At 37.4% G+C, this 12868-nt stretch carries 11 protein-coding genes, 1 riboswitch and 1 other annotated feature; of the genes, 2 read left to right on the forward strand and 9 right to left on the reverse strand.

Going from position 1 to position 12868, the window contains the following annotated elements; translation table 11 throughout:
• Window positions 1–192: 192 nt before the first annotated feature.
• The 3 genes from ACFW0C_RS01490 to ACFW0C_RS01500 all read right to left on the reverse strand — a co-directional run bounded on the left by ACFW0C_RS01490 (window position 193) and on the right by ACFW0C_RS01500 (window position 3255).
• The gene (locus ACFW0C_RS01490; protein WP_026465311.1) at window positions 193–387 is read right to left on the reverse strand and encodes a YwbE family protein; all 195 of its coding nucleotides are present in this window, start codon (window positions 385–387) and stop codon (window positions 193–195) included.
• 419 nt (window positions 388–806) lie between these two features.
• Complete coding sequence (locus ACFW0C_RS01495) at window positions 807–2084, reverse strand: O-acetylhomoserine aminocarboxypropyltransferase/cysteine synthase family protein (protein WP_378104744.1); 1278 nt, start codon at window positions 2082–2084, stop codon at window positions 807–809.
• Between the two features lie 60 nt (window positions 2085–2144).
• Window positions 2145–2395, reverse strand: a binding site (T-box leader).
• Between the two features lie 386 nt (window positions 2396–2781).
• Window positions 2782–3255 carry an Rrf2 family transcriptional regulator gene (locus tag ACFW0C_RS01500; RefSeq protein WP_378104747.1) on the reverse strand — a complete coding sequence of 158 codons (474 nt, stop codon included), beginning with the start codon at window positions 3253–3255 and terminating at the stop codon, window positions 2782–2784.
• 100 nt (window positions 3256–3355) lie between these two features.
• On the opposite strand from ACFW0C_RS01500, the gene ACFW0C_RS01505 reads away from it, so the two are divergent.
• Window positions 3356–4204 carry an SDR family oxidoreductase gene (locus tag ACFW0C_RS01505; RefSeq protein WP_378104750.1) on the forward strand — a complete coding sequence of 283 codons (849 nt, stop codon included), beginning with the start codon at window positions 3356–3358 and terminating at the stop codon, window positions 4202–4204.
• Between the two features lie 94 nt (window positions 4205–4298).
• Here ACFW0C_RS01505 and ACFW0C_RS01510 read toward each other — a convergent pair whose 3' ends face one another.
• From ACFW0C_RS01510 to pdxS, 3 genes are all read right to left on the reverse strand, one after another.
• Window positions 4299–4613 carry a hypothetical protein gene (locus ACFW0C_RS01510; RefSeq protein WP_378104752.1) on the reverse strand — a complete coding sequence of 105 codons (315 nt, stop codon included), beginning with the start codon at window positions 4611–4613 and terminating at the stop codon, window positions 4299–4301.
• A gap of 71 nt (window positions 4614–4684) precedes the next feature.
• A riboswitch (SAM riboswitch) is annotated at window positions 4685–4782 on the reverse strand.
• Window positions 4783–5201: 419 nt separating this feature from the next.
• Window positions 5202–6239, reverse strand: coding sequence for a neutral zinc metallopeptidase (locus tag ACFW0C_RS01515; RefSeq protein ID WP_378104754.1), 1038 nt, complete (start codon window positions 6237–6239; stop codon window positions 5202–5204).
• A gap of 573 nt (window positions 6240–6812) precedes the next feature.
• Complete coding sequence (gene pdxS, locus ACFW0C_RS01520; protein WP_378104756.1) at window positions 6813–7670, reverse strand: pyridoxal 5'-phosphate synthase lyase subunit PdxS; 858 nt, start codon at window positions 7668–7670, stop codon at window positions 6813–6815.
• Between the two features lie 143 nt (window positions 7671–7813).
• Between pdxS and ACFW0C_RS01525 the strand changes: the two genes are divergently transcribed.
• The gene (locus ACFW0C_RS01525) at window positions 7814–9202 is read left to right on the forward strand and encodes a PLP-dependent aminotransferase family protein (RefSeq protein ID WP_378104758.1); all 1389 of its coding nucleotides are present in this window, start codon (window positions 7814–7816) and stop codon (window positions 9200–9202) included.
• Between the two features lie 500 nt (window positions 9203–9702).
• On the opposite strand, the gene ACFW0C_RS01530 is transcribed toward ACFW0C_RS01525, so the two are convergent.
• From ACFW0C_RS01530 to ACFW0C_RS01540, 3 genes are all read right to left on the reverse strand, one after another.
• A complete protein-coding gene (locus ACFW0C_RS01530) occupies window positions 9703–10560 on the reverse strand; it encodes a hypothetical protein (RefSeq protein WP_378104760.1) in 858 nt (285 codons plus the stop codon).
• 60 nt (window positions 10561–10620) lie between these two features.
• A complete protein-coding gene (locus tag ACFW0C_RS01535; protein WP_378104763.1) occupies window positions 10621–11811 on the reverse strand; it encodes an NAD(P)/FAD-dependent oxidoreductase in 1191 nt (396 codons plus the stop codon).
• A gap of 348 nt (window positions 11812–12159) precedes the next feature.
• Entirely contained in the window at window positions 12160–12762 is a 603-nt protein-coding gene (locus ACFW0C_RS01540) for a CadD family cadmium resistance transporter (protein ID WP_026465298.1), read from the reverse strand.
• Window positions 12763–12868: the final 106 nt, after the last annotated feature.

Consider the following 12868-nt stretch of genomic DNA (forward strand, 5'->3'; position numbering starts at 1 on the left):
CTTATTCATGTGGGAATCTCCTATTCTATCTATGGTTGTGGTTAACTTTATGATAATGGAGATTCCTCTTTTTTTGTAAAAAAATATAGAACCAATGACTTTTTCAAGTCATCAGTCCTATATATTGTAGAGCCGGTATCCACTAAGGTTGTAGATACCTAGCTTCCTAATTATTTGAAAGTTTTATTTCAATTATAATATTTCCTTTACTCGGCCAACGGTGCCATCTTCTAGCATTACTTTAATACCATGTGGATGGTTTTGAGAGTTTGTCAGGATTTTACTCACAATACCCTCTGTTAATTTTCCAGATCGTTGGTCCTGTTTTTGAACAATTTTTACCTGGCTACCAATTTGAATATTACTTCTTTTATTACCTTCGTTCATGATGGGCTCCTTTGACAGGTCTCGATTTTTTATAATCGCAACCATTTGTTTAACCCATTTTATCAGAAGATCATCGAAAAAGGCTAATATGAAAAACAATGGAAAGCCAGTCGCTGTACCTTTACTAATATCACCAGTGATTATCCCAACAACAAATCAACATAATATACCGTAGTATAATTATTCGCATTATATTTCCAAAATTAAACCTCTATAGCAGTCCTCTAGCATCCTAGACTTATCTAACTTTTTATAGTTCATTTTTCTCAAATTATTGAAAGCATGATTGTATGTTTTATATCGTAATATGCATAATTTCGAATATAATTTTTGGGGATAGAAAAGGCTATAATCTATTCAATTATAGCCTGCATAACATATAAAATTGTTCCTACATCAATCTATCTATTACTAGGTTGTTAAATCGCAGCTAATGCTCTATCTAAGTCAGCTATGATATCATCCACATTTTCAATTCCGATAGATAAACGGATTGTTTCAGGTTTAATACCACCTTCAGCTAGTTCTTCTTCAGTTAGCTGACTATGGGTCATTGAAGCCGGGTGAACCACTAATGATTTAGCATCTCCAACATTCGCTAATAGAGAGAATAATGCTAGATTTTCAATGAATTTAACCCCACCTTCATAGCCACCTTTAACGCCAAAGGTAAAGATTGAACCTGCCCCTTTAGGTAAGTATTTTTCTTTTAAGCTATAATATGGGCTACTTTCTAGTCCCGCATAATCAACCCATTCTACTTTATCGTGTTGCACTAAGAATTTAGCCACTTTCTCTGCATTTTCAACATGACGATCCATACGCACGTGTAACGATTCTAAGCCTTGGACTAATAACCAAGCATTGAAAGGTGAAATTGAAGCCCCAGTATCTCGTAATAGCGTCGCACGAATTTTTGTAGTATATGCTGCCGGGCCAAAGGCATCTGCGAAAATAAGATCATTATAAGTTGGATCAGCTTGACTTAAGCCTGGGAACTTATCACTTTGTTGCCAGTCAAACTGTCCACTTTCTACAATTACCCCACCAATTGAGGTACCGTGACCACCAATAAATTTAGTTGCTGAATGAACAACGATATCTGCACCATGTTCAATAGGACGCGCTAGATAAGGTGTTGCAAACGTATTATCAACGATTAATGGTATACCATGTTTATGTGCTACTTCGGCTAAGCCACTAATATCTTCAATATTTCCAGCTGGATTGCCGATTGTTTCTACAAATACAGCCTTGGTATTGTCTTGAATAGCTTTGTCCACATTCGCTAAATCACTCGTATCTACTATCGTCACATCGATACCGAAGTCCTTGAAAGTATGTTCAAATAAGTTGTGACTTCCCCCATATAGGTTAGCTGTCGCTACAATATGGTCTCCTGCTTTAGCTAAAACTTGAATAGCATAAGTAATAGCGGCCATACCCGAAGCGACAGCCAAACCAGCTGAACCACCTTCTAAAGCAGCCACTCTACCTTCAAAGACACCCTGAGTAGGATTTGTGATTCGCGTATAAATATTGCCACCTTCTGCTAAGGCAAAACGATTAGCGCCTTGCGCTACATCATCAAAAACATAAGCTGTTGTTTGGTGTAGAGGAACAGCGCGCGACCCTGTTTCATCAATCGTTTGTGCAGCGTGAATGGCTTGTGTCTCAATTTTATAGTCTTTTGTCATAATAATTTCCTCCCGATTTTATCATTTTTTTCATCAAAAAAGCTTCCATCCCTTGCTTATGCAAAGGATGAAAGCTACTTCATGGTACCACCTTAATTTATTATATTATCGCTAATATAAACTCATAGAGTACGTTAAAAAATCATCATACTCTTCCTTGGTAACGGGGGATTCCGAATAATTCTCACCTATTTTTGGCTTAAACTATTATGCTCCTAGACCATTTTCCCCTAATCCCCTTGACCTACTTTCACCAAACATAGGCTCTCTATACTAGTCTCAAAGAGTACTTATCTCATCATCGCGTATTATATATCAATTTAGATACATAATAATGTCATTTCGATGATAAGTCAATCTTTTATATTTAATTGTTTCTTCATTTTGGGAATTTTGTTCAGCATCATTCACTATATTAATAAATATAAAGCACATAACTTTTTAAATATTCGTTTTATACCTTCATCAACTGAATTTTTGCTTATAGGTAATCTTTCCGAAACTTTTACTTACGCATTCAATTACTGCTGATACTTTGTCTAGCTCTGTCATGATATTACGATATTACTAACACCTTCGAGTCTAAAGAAATGCCCTTTTTGCTAAGTACCCCCTACAATTTTTCCTGCATAATAAATAATATACTCTCCCATCGATTACCTAGCGTCTCTCCAAGTATTATCGACTTAGCTTATTTTTACAAAAATCGTTGAAGTATTTGCTTGGTTTCTTCGTCGTTTAATTCAGATTGATTGGCACTTTGAGAGACGGAATGGATGATATCCGCTAAGTTGATTTGCTGCATTTCCAATTCCACGCTACGTTGCAATTGATCATATTTATCAGCTAATACACCTTGGATATTACCGCCTACGATACAGGCAGGTGCTGTTTTCTCATCTACCCGGAATATTTGTTGGTCTTCATCGATAGCTTGATAAATATCATAAAAAGATATCGATGCTGGTTGTCTACTTAATTGCGGATTGGCCTTTCCTGATTGGCTGATAATAAGGCCGGCCTTTTTGAGGCTACTCATAATGCGTCTAACAGAAACGGGATTAGCATTCACACTTTTGGCAATCACTTCACTAGATAAGTCTGTGCCTTGAAGCATCTCGATATAAACTAGAATATGAATAGCATCACTAAATTTTACTGAATGTTTCATTTGAATATCCCACCTCTTTTCTCTTGACTTATTATAGCACATTCACTATTATTAACCTGTAACTTTATTTATTACAGGTTGAAAAAAGGAGTGTTTATTCATGAAATATTTAGTAACTGGCGCAACAGGTGCCTTGGGTGCCCACACATTAGACAAATTAAAAACGTTAGTGCCCGTATCAGATATCCACGTCTTAGCACGTAGCGAAGAAAAAGCTGCGCCACTTGCTGAAGCTGGCTATACAGTACACATCGGCGATTACTTAGATAAAGTATCTTTAAAAGCTGCTTTCACAGGTATTGACCGCTTATTACTAGTTTCATCAGCACCTGGCACTCGTCAAGAAGAACATCAAAATGCGATTGATGCAGCCAAAGAAGCTGGTGTTAGCTTTATCACCTATACAAGCTTTGCCCATGCAGACCAATCTTCTGCCGACTTAGCAACTGACCACCGTTATACCGAAGAAGCCATCAAAGCATCCGGCATTCCATTTACAATTTTAAGAAACAACTGGTACCTGGAAAATGAACTACCGCTAGTAGGTGCAGCTTTAAACAGTGGTAAACTATTATACACCGCTGAAAATGGTAAAGCTGGTTGGGCATTACGTCGCGAATACGCTGAAGCAGCTGCCATCGTTTTAGCTGGTGAAAAAACTTTCCCTGAAATTCTAGAATTATCTGGTAAACCAGTAGACTACGCGACTTTAACTAAAGCACTAGCAGAAGCAACAGGTAAAGAAATTGCCCCTGTAGAAACTAACGATGAAACATTCGTTAAAAATCTAACTGATAATCAATTACCAGAACCAGTAGCAGGCTTCTTCCTAGCGATCCAAGACGACATTAAAAATGGTGTATTAGATGTACAATCAGATGACTTTGAAACGGTATTAGGCAAGCCGTTAACACCGCTTGTGGACGCCTTTAAAGAATTACTTCAATAATTTCATATCATCCAATAAACCAGCTTTTTATCATAAAAATCTAAAGAGCCCCTACTAGCTAGCCTTAACGGCAACTAGTAGGGGCTCTTTTTTACTACCGTATTGCTTTATAGTCCACATCTGTATAGGAAAAATTAGTAATCAAATTGACTAATTGATCGTAAGTTTCAAGGCTTATTGCCTCCTTAAATCCATCATAATCATTGACATGAACTTTTCCTATACAACACACACAAACTCTAGCAATATGTGCACCTGAACAAGGCTCATTACGACAGATCACAGCAATATGATCATGTTCTTTAGGATCCCCTTTCTTATTTCTGTAGAAACGAAAATACGGCATAAAACCTAAGGCACCAATCCCACCTACAAATTCACTAAAACTTACGCATTCATCATTAAACATTCAACACACTCCTAGTTATTTTATTCAATAAAAAAAGCACAACGCGACTCGTCGTGCCAATAACTTGGTTAGACTCATCTATCTCTTTCGAGTTGGAATTAGCACCTTGCCAAAGGTAGGTTGCTGAAGCTTCATAGGGCCAAATCCCTCCACTTGCTCTGAATAAGTTGTGTTCTTTAAATGTATACCGATTATACCAGATGTATGGATATATTTCAAACCATGATGAAATTCGACAATTAGATTAAGATAAGCAAAATTTTATTCGACTTGATGATTATTACACTCATGAAGTAAAAATGAGGATACTTTTACCCGACGCTAGTTCGACCTTTCAAATCTATCATCGTTCATTTGACATAGGGCATATCCTCACTATCTTCCACATGATAAAACCTCCTAAAGCAAAACTGTAATCCGGCTTTAAGAGGTATTCACAAACCATACTAGTAGCTAGTAAGATCATTATTTATTTAAAAATAGATGGAAATTTTACATATAAACTCCTGTTCAAATACAGTATGTGTTACTGCACTAAAATTCCCTACTATGTATACTATGATCATTAAGCAAGTTCTGTGACTCATTTTATAGGCTACTGTAATCTATATTGTAAGTATCCCATTGTGACAAGTCGCCTGCTTCTAAGCCTTTCTTAAACCAGTTTTGTCGTTGCTCAGCAGTACCATGCGTAAAGGAATCAGGCATCGTATAGCCATAGGCCTTTTCTTGCAGAACATCATCACCAATGTGATAAGCTGCGTTTAATCCTTCTTCAAGGTCTCCTGCTTCCATCCAATCATTCTCAACGACGTTATGTGCCCATACACCAGCAAGATAGTCCGCTTGTAATTCCATCCGTACCGTCCATTGATTTTGTTCAGTTTCACCTACTTCAGACTGAATTTGTCTAACCTGATTGGAAATACCAAGTTGTTGTTGGACATGGTGACCTACTTCATGGGCGATTACATAGGCCATAGCGAAGTCTCCACCACCACCGTAATTTTGAACGAGTTGATTATAAAAATCTAAGTCGATATAAATGGTTTCATCCGTTGGGCAATAGAAAGGTCCAACTTCAGATGTATTATACCCACAAGATGAATTCACAGCATCCTCAAATATGACTAGGTCTGGGTTCTCATATGTATAGCCAGCTTTAGAAAAGGCTTGCGTCCAGTATTCTTCAGTATCATAAAGGATAACAGAAACAAATTCAGCCAACTCATCTTCAGTAACTGGTTCACTATCTGTAGATCCAGTCTCTGGTAAACTGACTTGACTATTAGAATTTGCTTGAATTTGCGTATCCGATTCCATCTGTCCTGGTAATTGGACATCTACCTGACTGGTTTGATCGTTTGATTGATTGTTATTTGAACTAGACTGGTTGCCACCTAATAAAGATGTCCCACCAAATACGAAGAATATAATTAGCATTAAGATAACCGAACCGCAACCTAAGCTTCTGCCTCCCGTTGAAGTCCCACGACCACCTGGAAGCTGAATAGGGATTCTTCCTCCGGATCGCCCTTGTCCCAAACCACCTAATCCACCACTTCCGGTGTTTTGACCACGTAAGTCTTTTACATTACCACTACGTTTGCGCCCTTGCCATTTCATGGAAATACCTCCTGACACTTTTCTCCATTATATCATATGTTATATATTCCATGGACAAATGTCATGTAAACGTCCCCCACAATTTAATATACGATGGTCGTCAAGACTAGTGTCACCCGTAAAAATACTGAAGTATCTTTTATTGAACTATTACAGAAACAACAGTCAATAAAGCAGTAACTGCGTTGGATATCATCTACACCTTCAACGGCTTTATGATTTTCGTTAACAAAGTTATAGTATCAACGCTTTAAGCAACTATCTTTTCCACTCACACAACTATGAGTAAGTCGATAGGTTCTCACATACTTCAAAATCACCACTAAGGTTGTGGTGATCGAATTTTTAACCCTCGCAACCCCCTTTAATTAAATTTTATGCCTTGCCATCAACGCTACACACTCCAGGTGGGGCGTGATTAGGCAATTTACTGATTAAAGTGTGGTGGCAGAGTGATGTTAGGTAACTCCTCGATAACCCCCAACGGAAGCAGACCTCCTATACGGCCTAGGACAAAATAAAAAAGTCAGTAGAACAATCCCACTGACTTTTGAAATACTCGCTTTTTAATGATTAACGGTTAGCCATGATGACTTTAATTTCGTCTTCATTAATACCTACCATCGCTTCGCCTAAACCAGTTGAGATTTCGACTAATTTGGCACCATCTTTGTAATTGGCTACCGCTTCAACTATGGCTTTGGCACGTTTTTCTGGATTACCTGATTTGAAAATGCCTGAACCAACAAAAACGCCTTCAGCACCTAATTGCACCATTAAAGCCGCATCAGCAGGTGTTGCCACCCCGCCAGCTGAAAAGTTCAACACAGGTAATTTACCAGTATCATGAACTCGTTTTAATAAATCATAAGAGACGCCTAATTCCTTTGCTTGATTAAAGAGCTCATCATCTTGTAACGAAGCCACATAGCGGATTTGTTCATGGATTTTTCTTAAGTGGGTAACCGCTTGACTGACATCACCCGTTCCTGCTTCACCTTTAGTACGAATCATTTTAGCCCCCTCTTGAATACGGCGTAAAGCTTCACCTAAATCTCTAGCGCCACAAACGAAAGGTGCTTCAAATTGTTGTTTATCAATATGATAAACATGATCAGCTACTGATAAGACTTCTGACTCATCAATATAGTCAATTTGTAAACTTTCTAAGATTTGAGCTTCGACAAAGTGACCAATTCTTACTTTCGCCATAACTGGTATAGAAACCGCTGCTTGAATTTCTTTTATCATTTTAGGGTCACTCATCCGACTAACACCACCAGCAGCTCGAATGTCTGCAGGAACTCTTTCTAAAGCCATAACCGCTACGGCACCAGCTGCTTCAGCAATTTTAGCTTGTTCCACATTTACCACGTCCATGATTACGCCACCAGCTAATTGTTTATGTACTTCTTCGATTGATTGTTTCATTTTGATTGCTCCTTTATAAATATTGTCTTCACTTTAACAGTCTTTTGGATGTTTCTTAAGATGCAAAAACGGATATTTTTATGGGTCCAGATAGTTTTTTTATGTATAATGAATAAAATGAATAATCCGAGGGGAGAGAAAACATGATTACGGTGAACTTTAACGAAGACCAACACCTCTACTTACAAATAGTTGATGAAGTCATCCGGCAAATTGCCCAAGGACATTTAAAAAGTGGTGACCAATTACCCTCACGGCGGGCCCTGGCAGATCATTTAAAAGTCAGTCTTAATACGGTCATTAACGCTTATGACCAACTGACCGATGAAGGCTATATAGTGCCGAGGGAAAGATCTGGTTATTTTGTGGATTTACTTGCAATTGATATGTTGCCCTCTGAGGAAATTGAGACAAAGTCACTAAAACATGAGCGTGCTAAAATAAGTGACACCAGCCAATATACTTATGATTTTCACTTTGCCAACCGTGATATGACTACTTTAAGACCCAAACAATTATTGCAGTATGCACCCGAAGCTCTAGCAAGAAGCATGGTTAATTGTAATTTAAAAGAAGACTTGGGTGCACTCAATTTACGCTTGGCGATTGCTAATTATTTACGTAAATACCGGGGAGTGATGACTTCAGCTGACAATATCATCATTACAGGCGGTCACACGGCTAGCTTACAGACGCTATTTGCCTTATTAGACGATTCAATCTATGCCTTAGAAGATCCTGGCTATTATAAAAATTTAGATATCTTTACAGACTATCAGCAAAAGACGATTCGAATTCCGATTGATAAATATGGTTTCTCAGTTAAAGATTTAGAGACTACATCAGCCAACATCGTGATTACTACGCCCAGCCATCAGTTTCCCACTGGCATTATCATGGGAATGCGTCGACGTCAGCGTTTATTAAAATGGGCCTATCAGGCAGAAAATCGTTATATTATTGAAAATGACTACTATAATGAGTTCCGCCTTAAGGGGCGTCCTGTTCCTGCTTTGACTAGTCTGGATGACCAAGAGCGTGTCATTTTATTAGGGGCTTTTCGTCAAAGTATGGGGTCAATTTTTAAGATGTCTTATTTAGTTTTACCCGATCAATTAATGAAAAAATTCCATCAAGCAAAATTAAAAGCCAATGGTATTTCAAGCTTTGAGCAATATTTAATGGCTGATTTTCTCAATTCTAACCATTTTCCTAAATACATTAATAGCCTGCGGACTAATTACCGTCGTAAGGAAAAAGCGGTTCTAGCAGCGCTTCACCAAAGCCAACTCCCCCTAACCATTAAGGAAGCAGGGGCTGGACTTTTCTTTATTATTAACATTGAGGGTGAGATTCCACCGGCTGACGTGATTCAAGCTAGGCTAGCTGAAAATAAGATCCGCTTGCAACCGGTCAACCACTACGCTAAATTAAGCAACCAGTTCGACCAAAGTTACATTTTAGGTTATGCTGGGCTAGCGCTTGATGAAATTGATCAAGCTATTCAAGCTTTAGTAACTATTTTTAAATAAAGCAAAAGACTCAGTAAGTCAGCGAAAAGCTTACATACTGAGTCTTTTAATTTAGGATAAAAGAAATTCAACTAGGTAAACAACGATTACCGATACCGTCATAACTGCTAAAGTCACATAAGGAATATAAAACAAACATAAGCCTACATGTTCAAAACTATCAATGTAGGGTGTGAATTCAAACCTATATAAAAGCTCTAAAAGTAATGGCACGTGCACCTGTACTCACGCACTGACTACTTCCTTCATAAGTTTGATAATTTCCCTATCCAACTTAACAGCCTCACGCTTATTGACTAGTTTCCACAGACATACATCTTTTAATATTATTAGAAGTTCTTATGTGGTCCATCGAGAACATTATAACATCAAGAGTTTAGTCTCTGACCTTTTGACTCAGCTACACTTTGTTACGCAACTGAGGCTGTATATCGCTAAGCGCTAACAGCCTCAAGCAATACTACACACTCCACATGTCATGTTAGGCATGTAATAATTGATTATTGAGTGTTAGAAATGTGGTTTGAATGATTATTAATATAAACTATTGACTGACCGCTCCCAAATTTTAAATCATATATAGCCCTTTGATATACCCCTAATGCTTTCATTATATTTTCACTCTTTGAATTTGAGTGAAAACAAAAACGTTGTCGACCTTTTTCATCAATACCTGGTTCAAATCCTGTCACTTCATAGGCAGAAACCACTGTATTATTTATCCCCGTATTGATTCCCAAAATATATTTAACTTTTTCAGCTTTATCTTTCGCAACTCTCCAAGTCCCTAACGTTCTAGATTTAAGATTATGGTCATCTCTATCGTAAAAAGGGTAATCATACGTTTCATCCTTATCTAACTGGAGGGAGTCTGTTATCTTGACAGCAAGTATAAGTTCGTCAGTTTGTAATTCAGTTATGGACATTGGGATACTTCCAAACTGTTTTTCCAAATTCCCCACTTCAGTTCCCCGGACTCCATGACCATTTACTTTATTTGTTAGGTTTCGAGGCGAAAAAATGTTAAATAAATTTATTAAAGTGTTTTCGCTCGCGAACGCTTCTCGTTCTGATAACCAGTAATTTAAAATTACTTTTTTTATTGGAAATCCTTCTGCCTTAATAGCTCTGATTTTGTTAATTTTTAAGTCTTCAGTTTTATCTTCACTTTCTAATAGCAGTTCTAATTTTTTATTAAAGGCAGCTTTCTCATGATTAAAGACACGATTTCCCTTCCCTTTACCGATGTAGAATATCTCTTCCTCATCGTTACTAGTATCGACTAAACAATAGATGTAGAACTCTTTATCTTTGTTTTTATTTAAATATGATAATACTTTATCTGAAAATTTTTCCATAAAATATTCCTTTTTATCATCTTTTTCAATTCTGAAGCTATCTAGTAATCAACAAATCAATTAAATAGGCTTCAACATCCTCGTTAGCTCATCTAATTTTTTCGGTGGGTTAACAAGAATTTCACGGGCCTTATCCATATCAACTTTCACATTATATGTTAAAATTCCAGATGGTTTGCCTTTAAAAAGATAATATACAATATAACCTCCGGCAACTTCTTCAATAATCGCATCATCACGGTTGCGACTCATTTCACCGACACCTTCAATAGAAATATCTAAGACATTCGTATAAGAGAGTGGTGCACCATGATTATAAACTTCTTCAGCGCCCGTCATGTTTCGTCCCGCTACTTTCCCAGAATACTCCGCTTGCTCTTCATGTTCAAAACGATTACGTCCTATGATTACATCTGGATAATTCAACACATCTCCTGCTGCATAGATATGTTTGTTGGAAGTTTGCAAATACTTGTCAGCAATGACGCCATTACCCACTTCTAACCCAGCTGCTTCTGCTAATTCAACATTTGGCTTTAATCCAATTCCTAAAACAAGAATATCCGCTTTCAATACAGCGCCATTCTCTAATGTAAGACTCACCTGATCGTCTGCTACACTGTAACTATTAGCATAAGTATTGTTTATCAAAGAAACGCCAATATCTACAAAGCGCTGTTGAAATTCTTTAGCAAGCATTCGTGGTAGTCGTTTTTCATTTAATACTTCATTAGGAAAAACAAGCGTCACATCCATATCATTCAGCTTTAGACCTGCTGCAAGTTCTGCTCCAACCCAGCCTCCTCCAACGATAATGACCTTGCTCCCAGGTTTGGCTAATTTTCGGAGGTTTCGGTAATCTTTTAAGTTTCTTAAAGCTAGGACACGCTCGCTCTCCAGCCCATCAATCCACTTTGGAGCGCCACCCAGTGAATAAAGCAATTTTTCGTATTGATAGATTTCTCCACTCTCAATCTCAATCGTTTGTTGATCGGCATTAATTTGCTTCACAGTTGTCCCAGTTAAGATATCAATCGATTCATCATCCGAAATATTATAATATATCGTTTCTTTTGGATAGTCTGGCTCTGTCCAAAATTCTTTACTTAATGGAGGACGATAGTAGGGTTTGTCAGTTTCTTGCGTGACTATCAACAATGTCCCTTTACGGTCATACTTACGAATTTCCATTGCGGCATTGGCACCAGCCATCCCGCCACCTAATATTATATATTTATATGAATATTGCATAAATCATGCCTCCCTTTTTCTCTTCCTACATATATTACCAAAATTCTTCTTAAATGTTTTTGTATACGCTATATTTCTTATTCTCTCTCGAATTAGATCTATGATTGTCTCAGTTATTCAAGTACAACCTATTAATAAAATATCAGCTTATTTATTTCCCATTTAGAGAATAAGAAAGCTGTGATCCATAATTGTTAAAAAATATACATAAAAATGAGACACAAAACGATGCTAATTATATTGCATCGTTCTGTGCCTCTTTCATATTCCGGCTGTGATATATGTATCTAATCTCAACCTTATATACTTTAATGGTATATTCTACTTTCCGTGAAGCTGCTTAAAATTCTATGCAATCAGTGACCAAAGATGTTGAATCGTACCATTCTCTAACAGAATAAAAATACCCAAGCCGATGAAAACGACTGGTACGATGACTTTTTCGTAACGCTCAACTACTTCACCAATCATAGGAACCGAAGCTAATCGTTTGGATAAATAACACAAGGTAAAAATCCCAATGATAAAAACAAGGATCACAACCATGACTTCCTGGAAGGACATTCCAGTAAAGTAAGGAATATAAATCCCCAAATTATCTCCGCCAAGGGCAATGGTCAGAGCAACCACACTCGCAACTTCTGACTGTCTATGCGACATCTTTTCTTCTAAGTCCTTTTCATCTACGTCTTCATCGATGAAAATGGCCCGAATCCCCAGAATCAAAGGAAGTAAACCAAGTAATCCGATCACCCAATCTTGTGGAATAAAGTTCAAGAAGTACGCTGCAATGAGACTAAAGCCAACGAGCAACCCCGTTCCAATATATTGCCCAATATAAATTGATCGTTGTTTACCCGTATTCATGGTAGAGAAAAGAATCGTTAAAACAACCAAATAATCGATGGACGTAGAGATAAAAACTAACATTGAAGATATAATTATTTCCATAAGCCTCCCCTTTCAATATGTTTATTAGAATTGGTGGTTTTCACATAAACACATCAACTTAGCCAAAGCCAAGGGGGAATGTTTAATAAATTGCTTCATATAAAAC

Origin of the sequence: Aerococcus sp. NPDC058936 (assembly GCF_042741995.1) — a bacterium.
In the GTDB taxonomy this organism is placed as follows: Bacteria; Bacillota; Bacilli; order Lactobacillales; family Aerococcaceae; genus Aerococcus.

What these genes read in the sequence shown, in the direction of transcription:
- ACFW0C_RS01525 (WP_378104758.1), top strand. Translation starts at nt 7,814, where the DNA reads ATGATTACGGTGAACTTTAACGAAGACCAACACCTCTACTTACAAATA.
- ACFW0C_RS01540 (WP_026465298.1), bottom strand. Translation starts at nt 12,762, where the DNA reads ATGGAAATAATTATATCTTCAATGTTAGTTTTTATCTCTACGTCCATC.
- ACFW0C_RS01510 (WP_378104752.1), bottom strand. Translation starts at nt 4,613, where the DNA reads ATGTTTAATGATGAATGCGTAAGTTTTAGTGAATTTGTAGGTGGGATT.
- ACFW0C_RS01500 (WP_378104747.1), bottom strand. Translation starts at nt 3,255, where the DNA reads ATGAAACATTCAGTAAAATTTAGTGATGCTATTCATATTCTAGTTTAT.
- ACFW0C_RS01505 (WP_378104750.1), top strand. Translation starts at nt 3,356, where the DNA reads ATGAAATATTTAGTAACTGGCGCAACAGGTGCCTTGGGTGCCCACACA.
- ACFW0C_RS01490 (WP_026465311.1), bottom strand. Translation starts at nt 387, where the DNA reads ATGAACGAAGGTAATAAAAGAAGTAATATTCAAATTGGTAGCCAGGTA.
- ACFW0C_RS01530 (WP_378104760.1), bottom strand. Translation starts at nt 10,560, where the DNA reads ATGGAAAAATTTTCAGATAAAGTATTATCATATTTAAATAAAAACAAA.
- ACFW0C_RS01535 (WP_378104763.1), bottom strand. Translation starts at nt 11,811, where the DNA reads ATGCAATATTCATATAAATATATAATATTAGGTGGCGGGATGGCTGGT.
- ACFW0C_RS01495 (WP_378104744.1), bottom strand. Translation starts at nt 2,084, where the DNA reads ATGACAAAAGACTATAAAATTGAGACACAAGCCATTCACGCTGCACAA.
- ACFW0C_RS01515 (WP_378104754.1), bottom strand. Translation starts at nt 6,239, where the DNA reads ATGAAATGGCAAGGGCGCAAACGTAGTGGTAATGTAAAAGACTTACGT.
- pdxS (WP_378104756.1), bottom strand. Translation starts at nt 7,670, where the DNA reads ATGAAACAATCAATCGAAGAAGTACATAAACAATTAGCTGGTGGCGTA.